Origin of the sequence: Pseudoalteromonas sp. Scap25 (assembly GCF_013394125.1) — a bacterium.
In the GTDB taxonomy this organism is placed as follows: Bacteria; Pseudomonadota; Gammaproteobacteria; order Enterobacterales; family Alteromonadaceae; genus Pseudoalteromonas.
In genome coordinates, this window is sequence record NZ_CP041327.1 from 1,160,370 (window position 1) to 1,178,611 (window position 18,242).

General features: G+C 40.5%; 18 protein-coding genes. 17 read left to right on the forward strand and 1 reads right to left on the reverse strand.

From position 1 onward, the window contains the following. Positions 1–34 precede the first annotated feature (34 nt). From rpsO to FLM54_RS05390, 17 genes are all read left to right on the forward strand, one after another. Positions 35–304: a 30S ribosomal protein S15 gene (rpsO, locus tag FLM54_RS05310; protein WP_006793376.1), complete on the forward strand. Its 270-nt coding sequence runs from the start codon at positions 35–37 to the stop codon at positions 302–304. Between the two features lie 343 nt (positions 305–647). Next, positions 648–2,774 (forward strand): polyribonucleotide nucleotidyltransferase, encoded by a 2,127-nt coding sequence (gene pnp, locus FLM54_RS05315; RefSeq protein WP_138606213.1) that lies wholly within the window; start codon positions 648–650, stop codon positions 2,772–2,774. Between the two features lie 185 nt (positions 2,775–2,959). Continuing rightward, entirely contained in the window at positions 2,960–3,832 is an 873-nt protein-coding gene (gene nlpI / locus FLM54_RS05320) for a lipoprotein NlpI (RefSeq protein WP_178955590.1), read from the forward strand. Beyond that, the gene (locus tag FLM54_RS05325) at positions 3,816–4,955 is read left to right on the forward strand and encodes a hypothetical protein (protein WP_178955592.1); all 1,140 of its coding nucleotides are present in this window, start codon (positions 3,816–3,818) and stop codon (positions 4,953–4,955) included. Before nlpI ends, FLM54_RS05325 begins: the two co-directional genes overlap by 17 nt. Before the next feature lie 254 nt (positions 4,956–5,209). After that, entirely contained in the window at positions 5,210–8,002 is a 2,793-nt protein-coding gene (locus FLM54_RS05330) for a monovalent cation/H+ antiporter subunit A (RefSeq protein WP_138606207.1), read from the forward strand. Further along, a complete protein-coding gene (locus tag FLM54_RS05335; protein ID WP_054202160.1) occupies positions 8,002–8,349 on the forward strand; it encodes a Na+/H+ antiporter subunit C in 348 nt (115 codons plus the stop codon). The genes FLM54_RS05330 and FLM54_RS05335 overlap by 1 nt, the downstream gene beginning before the upstream one ends. Beyond that, positions 8,346–9,863 carry a monovalent cation/H+ antiporter subunit D gene (locus tag FLM54_RS05340; protein WP_178955594.1) on the forward strand — a complete coding sequence of 506 codons (1,518 nt, stop codon included), beginning with the start codon at positions 8,346–8,348 and terminating at the stop codon, positions 9,861–9,863. Before FLM54_RS05335 ends, FLM54_RS05340 begins: the two co-directional genes overlap by 4 nt. Further along, entirely contained in the window at positions 9,863–10,399 is a 537-nt protein-coding gene (locus tag FLM54_RS05345) for a Na+/H+ antiporter subunit E (protein WP_054202162.1), read from the forward strand. The genes FLM54_RS05340 and FLM54_RS05345 overlap by 1 nt, the downstream gene beginning before the upstream one ends. Continuing rightward, positions 10,393–10,662: a K+/H+ antiporter subunit F gene (locus tag FLM54_RS05350; RefSeq protein ID WP_008114565.1), complete on the forward strand. Its 270-nt coding sequence runs from the start codon at positions 10,393–10,395 to the stop codon at positions 10,660–10,662. Before FLM54_RS05345 ends, FLM54_RS05350 begins: the two co-directional genes overlap by 7 nt. 9 nt (positions 10,663–10,671) lie before the next feature. After that, positions 10,672–11,004 carry a Na+/H+ antiporter subunit G gene (locus FLM54_RS05355; protein WP_008114566.1) on the forward strand — a complete coding sequence of 111 codons (333 nt, stop codon included), beginning with the start codon at positions 10,672–10,674 and terminating at the stop codon, positions 11,002–11,004. Positions 11,005–11,136: 132 nt separating this feature from the next. Further along, positions 11,137–11,631, forward strand: a complete 495-nt coding sequence (locus FLM54_RS05360; protein WP_178955596.1) for a DUF2059 domain-containing protein — start codon at positions 11,137–11,139, stop codon at positions 11,629–11,631. A gap of 158 nt (positions 11,632–11,789) precedes the next feature. Beyond that, positions 11,790–12,227 carry a MerR family transcriptional regulator gene (locus tag FLM54_RS05365; RefSeq protein ID WP_138596719.1) on the forward strand — a complete coding sequence of 146 codons (438 nt, stop codon included), beginning with the start codon at positions 11,790–11,792 and terminating at the stop codon, positions 12,225–12,227. Further along, on the forward strand, positions 12,224–14,464 hold the full coding sequence (locus FLM54_RS05370) for a heavy metal translocating P-type ATPase (RefSeq protein ID WP_178955598.1): 2,241 nt from the start codon (positions 12,224–12,226) through the stop codon (positions 14,462–14,464). The genes FLM54_RS05365 and FLM54_RS05370 overlap by 4 nt, the downstream gene beginning before the upstream one ends. A gap of 425 nt (positions 14,465–14,889) precedes the next feature. Then, complete coding sequence (locus tag FLM54_RS05375; protein WP_010391412.1) at positions 14,890–15,105, forward strand: TIGR02450 family Trp-rich protein; 216 nt, start codon at positions 14,890–14,892, stop codon at positions 15,103–15,105. A 537-nt stretch (positions 15,106–15,642) separates the two neighbouring features. Next, positions 15,643–15,855 (forward strand): calmodulin, encoded by a 213-nt coding sequence (locus tag FLM54_RS05380; protein WP_178955600.1) that lies wholly within the window; start codon positions 15,643–15,645, stop codon positions 15,853–15,855. Between the two features lie 155 nt (positions 15,856–16,010). Then, positions 16,011–16,223: a calmodulin gene (locus FLM54_RS05385; RefSeq protein WP_178955602.1), complete on the forward strand. Its 213-nt coding sequence runs from the start codon at positions 16,011–16,013 to the stop codon at positions 16,221–16,223. A 69-nt stretch (positions 16,224–16,292) separates the two neighbouring features. Next, positions 16,293–16,508 (forward strand): EF-hand domain-containing protein, encoded by a 216-nt coding sequence (locus FLM54_RS05390; RefSeq protein WP_178955604.1) that lies wholly within the window; start codon positions 16,293–16,295, stop codon positions 16,506–16,508. A gap of 66 nt (positions 16,509–16,574) precedes the next feature. On the opposite strand, the gene FLM54_RS05395 is transcribed toward FLM54_RS05390, so the two are convergent. Further along, entirely contained in the window at positions 16,575–18,185 is a 1,611-nt protein-coding gene (locus FLM54_RS05395; RefSeq protein ID WP_178955606.1) for a M28 family metallopeptidase, read from the reverse strand. Positions 18,186–18,242: the final 57 nt, after the last annotated feature.

The window sequence follows — 18,242 nt, forward strand, 5'->3', positions numbered from 1 at the left end:
AAAGCACCTATTAAATTTAACTTTTGGAGTTATTATGTCACTAAGCAATCAAGAAAAAATCGATATCATTGCTAAATTCGCACGCGCTGAAGGCGACACTGGTTCACCTGAAGTACAAGTAGCATTACTTACTTTTGATATCAACAAGCTTCAAGGTCACTTTGCTGATCACAAGCATGACTTCCACTCACGTCGTGGTCTGCTTCGTAAAGTAAGCACTCGCCGTAAACTGCTTGATTACCTTAAAGGTAAAGATATCTCGCGTTATACTGCGTTAATCAAAGAGCTTGGCCTACGTCGCTAAGAACTTGATTATCAAAAGGGGAGCTTTTTAGCTCCTTTTTTTGTGTCTAAATTTCCCCATACCCACATCGATTAATCCCCTTGAAATATCAGCTAAAAGCCACATTGTAAGTAACAGCAAAGTACATAATTTAGCAATGCGTTTATCTCTGGACTAAGCTCGCAATTTTACCTGACTTTGTTATATACTATGGCGCGTAGATAAAAAGGTTTATTTACGGTTATTTACATCATTGCCAATTGTAGTACTTAATTGATTTCCAACTGAATACAATTATGTACTGTAATTGGTACTTTGATGAAAACTTAATTAATACTAAAAATACATTTAAGGAATATTTTAAGTGCAAGCAATTATAAAAGAATTTCAACTAGGTCAACACACAGTGACGCTAGAAACAGGTGCTATCGCTCGTCAAGCTGACGGCGCAGTACTAGCAAGCATTGGCGACACGTCAGTACTAGTAACGGTTGTTGGTAAGCGTGAAGCTCAACCAGGTCAAGACTTCTTCCCACTAACAGTTAACTACCAAGAGCGTATGTACGCTGCTGGTCGTATCCCAGGTGGTTTCCTTAAGCGTGAAGGTCGTCCTAACGATGGCGAAACACTTATTGCACGTCTTATTGACCGTCCAATTCGTCCACTTTTCCCAAATGGTTTCGTAAACGAAGTACAAGTTATCGCGACTGTTGTTTCTGTAAACCCTGAAATCCAACCTGATATGGTTGCGATGATTGGTACATCAGCAGCACTTGCTATCTCTGGTATCCCGTTCAGCGGTCCAATTGGTGCATCACGTGTTGGTTACATTAACGGTGAATACGTACTTAACCCGACACTAAAAGAGCTTGAAGAGAGCCAACTTGACTTAGTTGTTGCGGGTACTGATAACGCAGTACTTATGGTTGAATCAGAAGCAGACGTACTTGCTGAAGACGTAATGCTAGGCGCGGTTGTATACGGCCATGAGCAATCACAGTCTATCATCAATGCAATTAACGAATTTAAAGCAGAAGCAGGCAAGCCTACTTGGGATTGGACTGCACCTGAGAAAAACGTTGCATTAGAAGAGAAAGTAGCAACTCTTGCTGCTGATAAAGTAGGCGAAGCTTACCGTATTACTGATAAAGTAGCGCGTAAAGAAGCATTAACTGCTGCAAAAGATGCGGTTGTTGAAGCACTAACAAGCGAACTTGCTGAAGGCGAAACGCTTGATAAGCAAGAAGTAGGTAAAGTATTCGGTTCACTTGAGAAGAAAATCGTTCGTGGCCGTATCGCTGCTGGCGAAAAACGTATCGATGGTCGTGAACCAGATATGATCCGTGCTCTAGATGTAATGACGGGCGTACTTCCACGTACTCACGGCTCTGCAATCTTCACACGTGGTGAAACGCAAGCATTAGTAACAGCAACACTTGGTACAGAACGTGATTCACAGTTAATCGACGATTTAACTGGCACGCACAAAAACCACTTTATGCTTAACTATAACTTCCCTCCGTTCTGTGTAGGTGAAACTGGTTTTGTTGGTTCTCCTAAGCGTCGTGAAATCGGCCACGGTAACCTAGCTAAGCGTGGTATTGCAGCAGTAATGCCAACATTGACTGACTTCCCATATTCAATCCGTGTTGTATCTGAAATTACGGAATCAAATGGTTCATCTTCAATGGCATCGGTTTGTGGTACGTCTTTAGCGCTTATGAACGCAGGTGTTCCAATTAAAGCCTCAGTTGCGGGTATCGCAATGGGCTTAGTTAAAGAAGAAGAAAACTTTGTTGTTCTTTCAGATATCTTAGGTGATGAAGATCATTTAGGTGACATGGACTTTAAAGTAGCGGGTACAACTAACGGTATCACTGCACTGCAAATGGATATCAAAATTGAAGGTATTACTCAAGAAATCATGCAAATCGCGCTTAAACAAGCGAAAGCTGCACGTTTACACATTCTAAATGTAATGGACGAAGCGATTTCTGCACCTTCTGAAGAGTTATCTATGTTTGCTCCGCGTATTTACACGATGCAAATCCCACAGAAGAAAATCGCAGAAGTTATCGGTAAAGGTGGCGCAACTATCCGTCAGCTTACTGAAGAAACGGGTACTACGATTGAAATCGGTGATGATGGCACAATCAAGATTGCTGCTACAGACGGTGAAAGTGCAGCAAATGCAATTAGCCGTATTGAGCAATTAACTGCTGAGCTTGAAGTAGGTACTATCTACGAAGGTAAAGTGGTACGTATCGTTGATTTCGGTGCGTTTGTAAACATTCTTCCTGGTAAAGATGGCCTAGTGCATATCTCACAAATCAGCACTGAGCGTGTTAACAACGTTGCTGATCACCTTAGCGAAGGTCAAGAAGTTAAAGTTAAAGTACTAGAAGTAGACCGTCAAGGCCGTGTACGTCTAAGTATTAAAGAAGCAATGGAATCAGCAGCACCTGCAGCTGACGAGTCTAAAGACGCGTAATTGCTAATCTTTCATCCAGATAATTACTGGATAGTATAAAAAGGGGCTGTTTAGCCCCTTTTTTTATGCTTTAATGTTAGCAACCTATTGTGTTCAAGACGTTAAGTAACATATAACAAGAATGAACCTTACAAGACAGCTTATGTCTTATCTATTTGCTACTTACCTCGGTATTAAGGATTTTAATGAGACTTAAACATTTAGCCTTGGCATCTTTTGCTATTTTGTCTTTAAGCGCTTGTCAGGCTACTACTAAACCCGCTGCTATTATTAATGTACCATTTACTGCGCCACTTGCATCAGACTTTAGAAATGAAATTGCCATTGCTCGTTTTTCAGAGCTATTAAATAGAGCAGACTTGAGTAAAGAACAACAAGCAAAGCTCTATTATGACCGTGGAGTACTGTTTGATAGCTTAGGCATGACGACTTTATCGCGAATTGATTTTAACCGAGCGGTTAAACTTAAGCCTGATTTGGCTGAAGTCTATAACTTTTTGGGTATTCAGCATACCTTGATGCAGCAATACGAAAAAGCATACGAGTATTTTGATTCAGCCATAGAGTTAGACCAAGAACATGAATATGCGTATTTAAATCGTGGTATTGCTTTGTACTATGGTGATAGAGCGACGCTTGCAAAGGATGACTTTAAAACATTCTTGGAGCGCTCTCCTAACGATCCTTATCGTGTATTGTGGCTTTATTTAGCTCAAGCAGCACAAGATAAAACCGCGGCAATCGCTGCGTTAAAAGCCAATGCGGCGGCCCTTGATGAAAATGAATGGGCATATCAGCTTATTGCCTTGTATGTAGGTGATATGAGTGAAAAAGCATTTTTTTCAGGGATAGCCGATGGTGTAAGTTCACAACAAGAATATGCTCAGCGTTTATGTGAAGCTTATTTTTACTTAGCTAAACAGCACCAAGCCGCAGGCGAGCTTTCAATTGCCACAGATTACTTTAAATTGGCGCTAGCAACGAACGTACATGAATTTATAGAATATAAGTATGCGCGTTTAGAGCTTGAGTTGATGGCCAGTGAAAGCGCTGGCTAATTATTTAAAACTAAGTGCTTTATTACTGTGCGCTAGCGTTATTAGTGGCTCGAGTAATAAACAAAATAGCATTGGCTTTTGGCAAGTATTACATGCCAAGGCCAATGTGATTGACAGTTATTGGCAATTCCCTCGTTACTTTGCAAACCACATATTACAATTACCCACCACAGCCTTAGCAACCTTAGCTCGCAATAAAATAGCGGATGCTCAATATGGCTATGGGTTGTCATTATTAATCAATAATCAAACTGAAACGGCTAAACTATTTTGGCAAGCAAGTTTGGATAAAATTACACGAGCACAGCAAAAAAAACTCGCCGACTCGTTATTTTCGCAACAGCGTTGGCAGGATTTAGCGCTACTAAAAAATCAAAATAAGCTTCCTAAAGGCGATATCTTTTATCACCTGCAATTACAGCAACAAGCACCCATAGAAACGTTAAGTAAATCATTTATGAATAAGTTAGGGTTTTTAGTTGCAAGCAAGCAAATTGAGATACAAAAGCAGTGTACATTTAATGTATTAATATTGAGCGATCACCGTGATGGTTTATACAGGCTCAATCAATTTCGTAACGCGTACTTTCAAAACCCAGAGCCGAGTCTCAATACCTTTTGTTTTTCAAAACCAGTTTATGTGGGTAATGCAATTAGTTGCAATAGTACTGAATCCTCCCGTGCTGTGTGCAATTGGCAACAATCATCGCTTAAAAAGCGGCTTCCCACTGGGTTCGATTTTGCTGTTATGATGCCTAAGCAAGGTACTGCCAGTGTAAAAAATGGTTTAATGCATATTAATTCACAGGCTAGCTACGCGGTTTTTTTGCATGAGTTAATGCACTTTAATGGCTTTGAAGATGAGTACGCTTTACCGGTAAAAAAGCAAGCGTGGTTATGTCAGCTTGATGGGTTTGTTGCTCCCAACTTATTTATTGCAAAAAAATCAGTTGCTCCCAAAGGGTGGCACAAAAGCCAAAGCTGCCAACAAGGCGGCACTGCTTATAAGCCCAGTGCACAGTGGTCGATTATGCAATATCAGCAGTTAGGCCTATCAGCGCAATATCGTATTTTGTGGCAAAAGCACATAGCACTTAATGCTCATTTATTTGTACGATTTTAGTGATTGGATATTCCGCTGTAAACTGTCTGAAAGCTGAGCTTATTTGGCTACTGTTCATTAATTTATAAGTATTTTTGTTTGATTATTGTTCCGCTAGCGGCGCTTTCTATAGACAAAAACTGCGTTTATCAGTATAACTATACGTATTAATGTTGTTAAAAAACAGACATAAAACGTATACCCAAGTCACTTTGGTATTTAATAATAACAAGTAGCGAATTGATAAACTTTATGATTCAAAAAGGCCCTTCATTATGACTTTGCTCTGGATACCCCTGTTATCCTTATTCGGCAGTGTTATTTCTGCATGCACCGGCAAACTTTCTCGAAATCAGGCAACGAGCCTAACGGCTATTGCGCCGTTAGCCGCGCTTGCAATTACACTTTATCATGCGCCCGCGGTTCTTGCGGGGGAAACCATTCGTTTTAGCGCACAGTGGATACCAGCCTTAGGGTTAGATATTTCCTTGCGCTTGGATGGATTGAGTTTACTGTTTTTATTTATGATTCTAGGAATAGGGTTACTAGTAATTTTGTATGCCCGTTATTACCTAAGTCAAAATGATTCATTGCCAAAACTATTTAGCTACTTAATGTTATTTATGACCGCCATGCTGGGCATTGTTATGTCAAACAATGTGATTCAGTTATGGGTATTTTGGGAGCTAACCAGTATTAGCTCGTTTTTGTTAATCAGTTATTGGTGGCACAAATCAGAGGCGCGCAAGGGGGCGCGCATGGCATTAGCGGTAACTGGCGCCGGTGGTTTAGCCTTACTCGGTGGCTTAATGTTGTTAGGCGATATTGTTGGAAGCTACGACTTAGACACCATTTTAGCTAGCAAAGCGATTATTCAATCTCACGACTTATATGAATTGGCATTAGTACTAGTATTATTAGGTGCTTTTACTAAATCTGCACAATTTCCGTTTCATTTTTGGTTACCGCATGCCATGGCTGCACCTACGCCGGTTAGTGCGTATTTACACTCTGCCACTATGGTAAAAGCAGGTATCTTTTTACTTGCGCGTTTTTACCCCGCATTGGCGGGTACCGATACCTGGTTTTTATTAGTTGGTTTGACCGGTTTAACCACATTATTATTTGGCGCTTATATCGCGTTATTCAAACATGATTTAAAAGGCTTGTTAGCCTATTCAACGATTAGTCATTTGGGTTTAATTACATTATTACTAGGCCTAGATACACAGCTTGCGACCGTTGCCGCTATTTTTCATATTATTAACCACGCGACGTTTAAAGCGTCGTTATTTATGGCAACCGGCATTATTGACCATGAAACCGGTACTCGTGATATGCGTAAACTCAATGGCATGTGGCGCTACTTACCTTATACGGCCACCTTGGCGATGGTGGCTGCTGCCGCTATGGCAGGTGTACCGTTGTTAAATGGTTTCTTATCAAAAGAGATGTTCTTTGCTGAGACACTGCATCAGCAGGTACTTGGCTCAATGTCGTGGCTAATCCCGGTGCTGGCAACTGTAGCGGGTGCGTTGTCGGTGGCGTACTCATCACGCTTTATTCATGACGTGTTCTTTAATGGTGAGCCCATTGATTTACCACGTACCCCTCATGAAGCACCGCGTTATATGCGTGTGCCTATAGAAATCTTAGTGGTACTGTGTATTTTAGTGGGTATTTTTCCACACTTTGCCGTTGATGGTATTTTATCGGCCGCTTCACTAGCCGTACTTGGTGAAGCAATGCCTGAGTATAAATTGACTATTTGGCATGGTTTCAACTTACCTCTACTTATGAGTGGTATGGCGGTAATTGGTGGTTTATTTATTTACGTTAATCGTAAGTACTTGTTCCAGTTCCAAGCGTCGTTACCTCCTTTTAACGCTAAAAAAATCTTCGAGCGTTTTTTAGCGGTAGTGGTCAATTGGTGTCAAAACAAAATCCAATCAACAGAAAATGGCTCATTACAACGTTATGTATTTATAATGTTAGGCGTTGTATTACTTGCCTCTGGTTGGCCATTATTTGAAATGAAGCAGCTAGCCGGTAGCGTGCCTAATACACCGGTTGATATTCAAAACGCAATTGGTGCAGGACTACTCATAATAGGTGCAATTGCTACCGTTATTTGGCATCGAATTCGAATGGTGTCGTTATTAATGCTGTCGATTGTGGGGTTAATGGTGTCGGTGGCGTTTACCCGTTTTTCAGCGCCTGACTTGGCCTTAACGCAACTTACTGTAGAAGTAGCCACTATTATACTATTAATGTTGGCACTGTTTTTCTTACCTCAAAGCACGCCAAGAGAGTCAAGCTCATTGCGTATTTTACGTGATGTGGTTATTTCCTCTACCGTGGGGATCATAATTGCTAGTATTTGTTACGCCTTACTGACTCGTCCGCTTGATTCAATTTCTGAGTTCTTTATTGCTAACGCCAAAACAGGCGGTGGTGGCACTAATGTAGTTAACGTTATTTTGGTTGATTTTAGGGGCTTTGATACTTTAGGTGAAATTACTGTACTAGGTATTGCCGCACTGGGCATATTTAAACTGTTATCAAGAATTCCACTTTATATGCCAGCGAGCGATAGTGAAGGGCGTCCATGGTCTAAAGATCGCCATCCTATTTTATTGGCTTGTATTTCTCAAAGCTTACTGCCATTAGCGCTATTAGTGTCTGCTTATATTTTCCTACGCGGTCATAACTTACCTGGAGGAGGCTTTATAGCAGGCCTCGTAACTTCTATTGCCTTTATTTTACAATATATGGCGCATGGTACTGCGTGGATAAATGAACGCTTTGATGTTAACTATCGAAAAATTATTGCATCAGGTATTGCTATTGCCATGTTTACAGGTGTGGGAAGTTGGTTCTTTGACAAGCCATTTTTAACTACCTGGTTTGATTACTTTGATATTCCGTTTGTTGGTAAAACAGAGCTTGCCAGCGCCATTGTATTTGACTTGGGCGTGTACTTAACTGTTGTTGGCGCTACGCTGATGATCCTTGCGAGCTTAGGTAATATGACCGCGAACGCAGAGAAAGAAGAGGTAAATATTTAATGGAACTGTTATACGCATCTTGCGTTGGCGTGTTAGTCACCTGTGGCGTGTTTTTATTGCTAAGAGCGCGTACATTCCCAGTGGTACTGGGGCTGACAATGATTTCTTACGCGGTTAATTTGTTTTTATTCTCATCAGGGCGCTTAACAATTAATAAAGCCGTGGTACTAGGGACTGGCGCTGATTACGCTGACCCGCTACCACAAGCCTTAGTGTTAACAGCCATTGTAATTGGCTTTGCGATGACTGCGTTTGTGGTTATTTTATCTATTCGTGGCCGAGCAGATTTAGGCAACGACCATGTTGATGGCACCCTAACTAAAAATAAACGCAAGGAGAGAAAATGATTCAGCATTTAGCATCTTTGCCTATTTTACTGCCAATGTTAGCGGCAATTATTTTGTTGCTCCCACCGTGTGGCAAAAGCTTATTTGCACGCCGATTTATGTCTAGTTTAATGGCTATTTTAACCTTTGCAGTCACAGTATTACTGCTGGTTCAGGTTAAAGATAACGGTATTATTGTTTATGCAATAGGTAACTGGTCTGCACCATTTGGTATTGTACTGGTTGCAGATATGCTCTCGACCTTGTTAGTCACTTTAACCGCCTTTTTGGGGGTTGGCGTGGCTTTATATGGCTGTGCTGGTGATGATGAACAAGGTAGCTTTTTTCACCCTTTAATCCATTTTTTAATATTAGGGGTAAATGGTGCATTTTTAACAGGGGATTTATTTAACGTCTTCGTATTTTTTGAAGTGTTATTAATTGCCTCTTATGCGCTGTTAATGCACGGTGGCGGTAAACCCAAAACGCGCGCGGCTCTGCATTACGTTATTTTAAATTTAGTTGGTTCAAGCGTATTTTTAATTGGTTTAGGTATTTTATACGGTGTATTAGGCACCTTAAATATTGCTGATATGGCCAATAAAGTACCGCAACTAACTGGTGATGACGTTTATTTAGCGAAGGCAGGTGGTTTACTGCTATTGGTGGTGTTTGCACTTAAAAGTGCGTTATTACCATTGCATTTATGGTTACCAAACGCCTACTCAAGTGCCACACCTGTGGTTGCTGCATTATTTGCGATTATGACTAAAGTTGGTGTTTACGCAACCTTACGTGTATACACGGTTATTTTTGGTGAACAAGCTGGCGAACTTGAGCATATGGCGCAGTCTTGGTTATGGGCGCTGGCTATTGCCACCATAGTGATTGGCGCAATAGGGGTGTTAGCCGCACAAGATTTACGTAAGCTTACCGCTAATTTAGTACTGGTTTCTGTAGGGACGTTGGTGGCATTAGTCGCACTCCAAAACATAAATGCCACCGCTGCGTTGCTTTACTATTTAGTGCATTCAACGTTAGTGACTGCGGCGCTATTTTTACTTGCTGATTTAATTGCAACACAACGAGGTAAAGCTGGTGATCGATTAGTCGGCGGGCGTGCAGTAAAGCAACCATTTTTATTAGGTGCGTGTTTTATTATTGCCGGTTTAACCGTTATTGGTATGCCACCTTTTTCGGGCTTTGTTGGCAAAATTTGGATTTTAAAAACGACCTTAAATAGCGAGCAAGCACTGGTATTTTGGCCTGTTTACTTAATTATGAGCTTAGCGCTAATTGTGGCTATATCACGTGCGGGTACTAGTTTGTTTTGGGAACGTAAAGACAAAACAGGTGATGCTAGCGATGTTGCCAATGCCCACCCGCTACAAGTGACCGTGTTAGTTGGTTTATTGGCAAGCTCAATACTACTGGTTATTTTTGGTGACGTGGCAACACAGTACGCCCTCGAGGCGGCAACACAGCTTCACGATATTAGTGGTGGTATTAATGCGGTACTCAAGGGAGGTATGTAATGCGCTTACAAGCTCGTTTTGGTTGGTTACCTACGCCGTTTCGTAGTTTATTTTTATTTATAGTATGGCTCTTGTTAAATAACAGTGTGTCGGTAGGGCATATTATATTAGGGGCGCTACTCGCGTTGCTAATACCGTTATTTAGTATGTCGTTTAGAGACCCGCAACCGCTGATATTAAAGCCGGGGCTAGCACTTAAGCAATTACTAATCGTACTTTACGATATTATAGTGGCTAATTTGCAAGTGGCATTATTAATACTGGGCCCTTCAAAAAATCTGCGTCCAGGCTTTGTTAAAGTGCCTATAGATTTAATGCATGAAATGCCAATTACTATTTTAGCAAGCTGCGTGTCTTTAACGCCGGGTACGGTAAGTGCCGAGGTTTACCCGCTGATTAAATCGCTTAATGAAGACGATGAACCGGTACAGCGTTATTTATTAATTCACGTGTTAGATTTAGATGATGAGCAAGCGCTTATTAAACAAATAAAAGCACGTTACGAAGCTCCCCTAAAGGAGATATTTCAATGTTAGATACAGTATTACTGATTGTTTTTTCAATGGTTGGATTGTCGTTATTACTTAATCTATGGCGACTTATTATTGGCCCATCAGTACCGGATCGTATTTTAGCGCTCGATACTATGTACATTAACGTGATTGCCTTGATTATTTTATATAGCATTAGTATGGGCACGGGGCTGTACTTTGAAGCAGCCTTACTTATTGCCATGCTTGGGTTTATAAGTACGGTAGCTGTATGTAAGTATTTACTTCGTGGCGACATAATTGAGTAAGGTATTAAAATGATAAGTGAATGGATCGTATCAATATTGCTGCTGTTAGGCGGGTTATTTATTTTAATTGGCTCAATTGGTTTAATTAAATTACCTGATTTTTTTATGCGTTTACATGGGCCAACAAAAGCCACCACTTTAGGTATGGCGAGTATACTTACCGCTGCTATGGTATTTTTTGCTAATTCAGTCAGTGGCTTAAGTGTAAAAGAAATATTAATCACTATATTTCTATTAATCACTGCACCTATTAGTGGCTATATGCTGATTAAAACCGCTATTCATCATAAGCTTAAAGCTAAAGAGGGAACGAAAGGGCTCGATAATATCGAAAAAGATTAGCTCTGGGAATAAACGATTAAAAGCCGAATAAACACCTGTTATTCGGCTTTTTCGTTTTTTGGTTGTCCCCATTTACAACACTTGTTGAACATGTGATTATGACGCTAATTCAAATACAAAAAGGATATTAATATGGGTAAGGTAATACTGCTTTCACTTTTAATTTTTTCAACTAACCTTGCAGCGCAAACTGCCAAACAGCAAAAAATTGATGAGCTGGTAGAGGTGATGAACATGGATGCCATGGTTGACTCTATGTATGCGCAAGTTGAGGGCATGATGCAAAATATGTCAGTGCAAATGGGCGTAAAGCCAGATGAGAAAGCAATTTTCGACAAATATTATGCTGATATGACCGAGGTATTAAAAACAAAAATGAGCTGGCAAAAAATGCAGCCGATGATGATTAACCTCTACGATAAACAATTTACTAAACAAGAAATTAGCGACATGTTAGCTTTTTATAAGACAGAGTCAGGGCAGGCTATTTTGAAGAAAATGCCACAAGTAATGCAAGAATCAATGCAAATGTCACAAGCCTTAGTACAAGACGCTATGCCTGAAATTCAAGCAATTGCGGGTGAGCTTGGTGAAGCACTTAAGCAATCTCGAAGCAAAACAAACTAAGGACTACAGTAACTCTCAAATTTAGCAGTCACTTATGGTGGCTGCTCTTATCTTAACTTTCTTCCACACTCCCAGCCATATGCTTAATTAATTGTTGACCTATGTGTTACACATAGGTTTATTATGTTGTCATTACATAGCCAGCCAGAGGTTTAATGATGTACGTAAAGCAATTAGCCAATACTATGGGCGTGACCCAAGACACAGTTCGTCATTACACGCGAATAAAGCTGCTTAATCCTATTCGTGGTGAGCGCAATGGTTATCAAGTGTATACCGCAGCCGATCAGCAACGTTTAAAGTTTATTATTAGTGCGCGTCAACTCGGTTTCTCAATAAAAGATATTCAACAAATTATTGCACAGTCGGAGCAAGGGCAGTGCCCTTGTCCGCTCACACGACAATTAATAGCAAAGCGACTAGAGGAAACAGAGCAGCACTTTCAAGAAACACTTAAATTACGCACGCGAATGCAAGCAGCGGTTAAACAGTGGGATAAATCGCCTGATGGGGCTGTAAGTGCAGATATATGTAGCTTAATAGAGACCTTTGTTGATCCAATCTCTGAAGTTAAAAATACTAAGGAAGCGTTATGAGTAATCAACCCACCACGCAAAACTTTATGATTGAAGGCGCAAATTGTGGCAGTTGCGTGGCTAAAATAGAGAAAGCACTGAAAAATGTAGAGGGTGCGCAGCGCGTTGAAATGAACTTTGCCGATCGAACTGTGCAAGTAGAAGGTTCGGCTAAGGCTGAGCAGCTAATGCACGCTGTCGCTGATATTGGCTATCAAGCTAAACCTATGAACAGTGATTCTCAACAAGACGCCCTAGATGAAAAAGCCGAAGCTGATAACGCGCACTACAAAAAACTTATGCGCAATATGCTATTGGCATTGGGTTTGGGTGCGCCATTAATGCTTTATGGATTAATCTTTGATATGAGTGTCACTAGCAATGCCCAGCGTATTGGCTGGTTTATTGTTGGAATGATGACGTTAGTCGTAATGATTGTGTCGGGTAAGCAATTTTATACTGGCGCATGGCAGTCATTTAAAAATCATACGGCTAATATGGATACCTTGATTGCGCTTGGTACGGGAACAGCCTGGCTATATTCAATGGTGGTGGTGAGCATGCCAAGTCTATTACCAGAGGTGGCTAGGCACGTTTATTTTGAAGCCTCAGCAATGATCATAGGCTTAATTAGTCTTGGCTTAGCTTTTGAAGTAAAGGCGCGAGGGCGTACCTCTGAGGCGATTAAACGCTTAATTGGTTTACAACCTAAAACGGCACGGGTGATCCGAGATAACCAAGAGCAAGATGTAGCTATAAGCCAAGTTATTAAAGGTGACTTGATTCGTGTCCGCCCTGGAGAGAAAATTTCAGTCGATGGAGATGTTATTGAAGGCAGCAGTACACTAGATGAATCAATGCTCACTGGTGAACCGATGCCGGTTAATAAGGATGAGGGTGACAAGGTTGTTGCTGGCAGTATTAATAAAAGTGGTACTTTGTTGTTTAAAGCAACCCATATAGGCAGCGAAACCACCTTAGCGAATATTATTAATATGGTTAAACGTGCACAAAACTCTAAACCCTCAATTGGACGCTTAGCTGATGTTATTTCAGGCATATTTGTACCCACAGTGATGATTATTGCGGTGCTAGCAGGCTTAGCATGGCTTAATTTTGGCCCACAGCCGAGTATTGCTTATGCGGTTGTTGCAATAACCACAGTTTTAATTATTGCTTGCCCGTGTGCACTTGGTTTAGCTACACCGATGTCAATTATGGTCGGCATAGGTAAAGCTGCTCAGTCGGGTATACTTATTCGTAACGGTGAAGCGCTACAAACAACAGCTAAAATCACCACCATGATCTTAGATAAAACAGGCACTATAACCGCTGGTAAGCCAACCGTGACCGATGTGGTTACGTTCAACCAAAGCGACAGTACCGAGGTGCTAAAGTTAGCAGCTAGCCTTGAAAGTAGTTCTGAGCATCCATTAGCCGAAGCCATTGTTAATTATGCTAAAAACCAAAATATCACCCTTGAAAAAGTCAGTAATTTTAATGCTATCACTGGACAAGGTGTGATCGGTACCATTAATGAGCAAAGCCTATTTTTTGGCAATCAGGCACTGATGAAAAGCCACAATATAGATATTGCAGAGGCAATACCTCAAGCCGAGCAGCTTGCTAGCGCTGCTAAAACGCCGATGTACTTTGCTATTGGCAATCAATTACATGCCATAATCGCAGTTGCTGACCCAATAAAAGAAGATTCAGCTGAGGCCATTAAACGCTTACAAAATAAAGGTATGCAGGTGGTTATGCTGACAGGCGATAACCAAGCGACCGCTAAAGCCGTTGCCAGCAAAGTCGGTATTACAGACTTTATAGCGCAAGTAATGCCAGATGATAAAGCCAGTGAAGTGACTAAGCGTCAATCTCAAGGTGAAATTGTAGGCATGACTGGTGATGGTATAAATGATGCGCCAGCATTGGCACAAGCCGATGTTGGATTTGCCATTGGCACTGGCACAGATGTAGCTATTGAAAGTGCGGATATAACGCTGATGCGAGGCTCACTTCATGGTCTTGCAGATGCCATTGCAATTAGTGGCGCAACCATAACTAATATTAAACAAAATTTGTTTGGGGCGTTTGTTTATAACATTGCGGGTATTCCGATTGCTGCAGGGCTGTTGTATCCGTTTTTTGGTTTACTACTAAACCCAGTCGTAGCTGGCGCGGCAATGGCTTTATCATCGCTTACTGTAGTCACTAATGCAAACCGGTTACGTTATTTTAAAGCCAGTAACTCGTAACTTTATTTATAGGGGATTTAATTATGTTATTAATTAATTTATTAGGCGTTTTACTTATTGTCGCTATTATTTATTGGTTTTGGTTGTATGAGCCGAAGTAAACAGTCATAGCAATCAAATAGCCATTACTGTGGGTAACGGGGTGTATTATTATCCAGCGTATATTAAGGTAGCAGCGAACAGGACTCTGACCCTGAGCTTTAATTGACAAGACAGTTCTCCTTGCGCTGAAACAGTTCCCCGCTCAAACTTGTGAAACGCCAAGTATAGGTGAAAATGCGGCTATTGAATTACTTTCGCTTGATGTTGGAGAATATGCTTTTCATTGCTAAATACAAATGTTTAAAGGGAAGTTTTTGGTTTTTTAATAAAACTAAACGTATCCCTGATGCGTATTCTCAAGCAGAAGACATAAAAGGTGTAGTATGAATAAATTAAACCCTAAAAAACTGCTAAATAGTAAATGGACTGCCATCCCAGCTATTAATAAAGAAAAGCACTTTATTATTGTTGAGGTAGAATTTGATGAAGACGCTAATGTGATTGAATGTATCACTGAAGCGGTGATGTCAAAAAATCAATATCCTATTCAGTGGCGCGACTTAAAAGACGAACAAAGATGGCGCCAAGGCTGGAAGTGACCCCATATACTCATGCCCAAATAAGTGGGTATGAGTGATATCAAATTAGTATCCCGCACGAGACTCATTCCTTACTTTTAGTATTTATTCGCCATACGGCGACAAATCCTGCTTTTTCTCTCCCGGTTAAAAAAAATAATTTATATTTTTCTACAAATCAATTTAAGTTGTTTATTTTCAATTTGTTATCTATTTAATTTAACCTGTTTAATTTCGCGTTGTTAATTTGTTCAGTGGCGATTTATTCCTATAGCGGCTCAGTCTTGTTGTTTTGAGTTTAATTAGAGATAGATGTGTCTTTTTTAGATGATTTAAGTTGTTGAATTTTAATGGGTATTTTTTTAGTTAAAAGTAGCTGTTGCAAAAGAGCAACAAAATGTTGGGCATTTTTAAGTAAAAATCACATTTTTATTTTTAACTTATTGTTTATAAATAAAAAATTAAACATGGCATCGAAGTTGTAATACCTAAGCTGTATTTAGCAAAAAGTGATTAAGCTTAACGCTTAACCTTACAACCCAATGAAGGAATTACGTTATGACAACATTTAAATCAACACTGGTATTAATGGCACTTGCTTCTTCATCTGTGGCGTTTGCTGCAACAGATTTTGACACAATGGATGTGGATGGTAATGGCGCAATAAGCCAAGCTGAAGCATCAGTAGACGCTTCACTTATGAGTAAGTTTACTGAGCTTGATACGGATAAAAACGGCGAGCTTTCTAAAGCAGAATTTTCTAAGGCTTAAAAGGCCAATGCTCAACGCTATTACATATTCTGAGTTGCCAAAGACAACCTAAATAGGCAAGGGAGCCTATGAAAGAGAATAACTAGGATGTACGGTTGTAGCGTTGAGTTAATTAATTTATACCCAAACATTGCATACTTTGAAGGATTAATATTATGAAAAAATTACAGTCAACTCTTGTACTTATGGCACTTGCTTCTTCATCAGCAGTATTTGCCAGCACAGACTTTGAGACTCTTGATGTAGATGGTAGTGGCGCAATTAGCCAAGCTGAAGCCTCGGTTGCGGCCGAACTTATGGAGCAGTTTGCAGAGCTGGATGGTGATGGCAATGGTGAACTTTCTAAAGACGAATTTTCAGCATACTAACTTTCTAATTCCCTAAGGATCTTTGAAAAGGATTTCTTACCCACTTTTTTATTAAGCTAAGGATTTATTATGAAAACATTTACTAAAACGCTTGCTTTAATTGCACTTGCTTCGTCTTCTGCCGCTTTTGCTGCGGTTGACTTTGATTCTTTCGATACTGATGGCGACGGCGTTATTAGCCAGCCTGAAGCACAAACTAATTCGCAACTAGCTAAATTATTTGATGACTTAGATATTGACGGGAATGGCGAATTATCTAAGCAAGAATTTGCCAAAGTTCAGTAACAAACACGCACAATCTTTAACGATACAGATAAAAGCAGCCGAATAATTTCTCGGCTGCTTTTTTATTTACTTATCTTCTAAACGTTTGGTTTTAAAATCAGATTCATTTATCCACTTAGGCCAGTCGCCATTATTGGCAAGTTGACTGGCTATATCTATAACCAGCTCGATATCTTGTTTTGCACCAGCTAGTGACCATGTATCTGAATAGTCGTCGGCTTCTTTATGGTATTTATGACTGATGTAGTCAGGGTCGGTATCACCTAAGCTCATAAACAGTAAACTTGGCACGCCTTGTTTAGCGAGTGAGAAATGATCTGATCTAAAAAACAATCCATTTTGTGGGCGAGGATCCATTTTTACCACGCGTCCTTGTGCTTTAGCCGCGCTTGCTAAGTAATGCTCCATTTCGGATAAGTTGCTACCGTATTGCAAAATATAATCGGTTTCATCGAGCACGTTCATACCATCGATATTTAATAATCCGACCATTTTTTTAGTGGCAATCATATTCCCATTGGCAAATTCTTCTGAGCCGATTAGACCTGTTTCTTCGGCGGTAAAGTTAGCAAACAGGATTGAGCGCTTAAACGGCTTTTGCTGATGCATCTTGCTCATAATGCGAGCAATTTCAAGCGTTGCTGCAGTGCCTGAAGCATTATCGACTGCGCCATTATAAATTTTAGGTCCACTGTCGGTTTGTTTAGTACCAAAATGGTCCCAATGGGCACTAATAATAACGTATTCGTCAGGGGTTTCACTGCCTGTAATTTGTGCAACCACATTATGTGATTTAGCGTGTGACACTTCATTTTTAAATGCAAGGTTCGCCTTTAAGTTCAATTCCTTGGCTTGAAATTGCTTACTTAATGCGTGTTGCTTTAATTGTTGATAATTTAAGTTTGCCGATGCGAATACTTGTTCAGCCGCATTAAGTGTTAACCAGCCCATAACTGGCAGTTCAGATGCATTAAGGTTGTTGTCCATCAAGCTATACTTGGTGCCCGTGTTTGAGCTTTCAACCACGCCCCAAGGGTATGCGGCTGGGGCTGTTTCATGAACAATAAATACCGCTTTTGCACCTTGGCGCGCGGCTTCTTCATATTTATAAGTCCAGCGGCCATAGTAGGTCATGGCATTGCCTGTAAATAGTGTATCGTCTTGGGTGGCAAAGCCCGGATCGTTCACCAGCACAATAACGGTTTTATCGGTTACATCAACATTGGCATAGTCATTCCAGTTATATTCTGGCGCGTTAATCCCATAGCCAACAAACACAATATCGCTATTGCGTACATCAATAATCGGCTGTAACTGCTTTGTACGGGCGGTGAAGTCTTTACCTGCAGTAAAGCTAAGCTCTCCCATAGTTAATTGCATTTTTTGATCTGCAGTTAGCATGGCCATTTTAACTGGCTGTAAATATTTCCCTTGATACGCGCCAGACAACCCCATAGCTTGGTATTGCTCACTTAAATAACCAACGGTTTTAACTTCACCTAAGGTAAGTGGGCCGCGTCCTTCAAAGTCATCTGATGCTAAGGTTTTAATATGCTGCTTAAGATTGTTTAAACTAACGCCTGAGCTGTTTTCAAGAGATGAAGCTGGCGTTGTAGGCTCAGAGCAACCCGTTAGTGCACTAGCTAAAAAAAGTGCAGTGATTTTTATATAAGACATAACTACTTAAAATAATAATTTTTTCGACTATAACCCCAAGTAACCGTTAAATGCGAA

Coding starts and splice junctions, on each gene's coding strand:
- rpsO (WP_006793376.1), top strand. CDS start 35: ATGTCACTAAGCAATCAAGAAAAAATCGATATCATTGCTAAATTCGCA.
- nlpI (WP_178955590.1), top strand. CDS start 2,960: ATGAGACTTAAACATTTAGCCTTGGCATCTTTTGCTATTTTGTCTTTA.
- FLM54_RS05330 (WP_138606207.1), top strand. CDS start 5,210: ATGACTTTGCTCTGGATACCCCTGTTATCCTTATTCGGCAGTGTTATT.
- FLM54_RS05335 (WP_054202160.1), top strand. CDS start 8,002: ATGGAACTGTTATACGCATCTTGCGTTGGCGTGTTAGTCACCTGTGGC.
- FLM54_RS05340 (WP_178955594.1), top strand. CDS start 8,346: ATGATTCAGCATTTAGCATCTTTGCCTATTTTACTGCCAATGTTAGCG.
- FLM54_RS05345 (WP_054202162.1), top strand. CDS start 9,863: ATGCGCTTACAAGCTCGTTTTGGTTGGTTACCTACGCCGTTTCGTAGT.
- FLM54_RS05350 (WP_008114565.1), top strand. CDS start 10,393: ATGTTAGATACAGTATTACTGATTGTTTTTTCAATGGTTGGATTGTCG.
- FLM54_RS05355 (WP_008114566.1), top strand. CDS start 10,672: ATGATAAGTGAATGGATCGTATCAATATTGCTGCTGTTAGGCGGGTTA.
- FLM54_RS05360 (WP_178955596.1), top strand. CDS start 11,137: ATGGGTAAGGTAATACTGCTTTCACTTTTAATTTTTTCAACTAACCTT.
- FLM54_RS05365 (WP_138596719.1), top strand. CDS start 11,790: ATGTACGTAAAGCAATTAGCCAATACTATGGGCGTGACCCAAGACACA.
- FLM54_RS05370 (WP_178955598.1), top strand. CDS start 12,224: ATGAGTAATCAACCCACCACGCAAAACTTTATGATTGAAGGCGCAAAT.
- FLM54_RS05375 (WP_010391412.1), top strand. CDS start 14,890: ATGAATAAATTAAACCCTAAAAAACTGCTAAATAGTAAATGGACTGCC.
- FLM54_RS05380 (WP_178955600.1), top strand. CDS start 15,643: ATGACAACATTTAAATCAACACTGGTATTAATGGCACTTGCTTCTTCA.
- FLM54_RS05385 (WP_178955602.1), top strand. CDS start 16,011: ATGAAAAAATTACAGTCAACTCTTGTACTTATGGCACTTGCTTCTTCA.
- FLM54_RS05390 (WP_178955604.1), top strand. CDS start 16,293: ATGAAAACATTTACTAAAACGCTTGCTTTAATTGCACTTGCTTCGTCT.
- FLM54_RS05395 (WP_178955606.1), bottom strand. CDS start 18,185: ATGTCTTATATAAAAATCACTGCACTTTTTTTAGCTAGTGCACTAACG.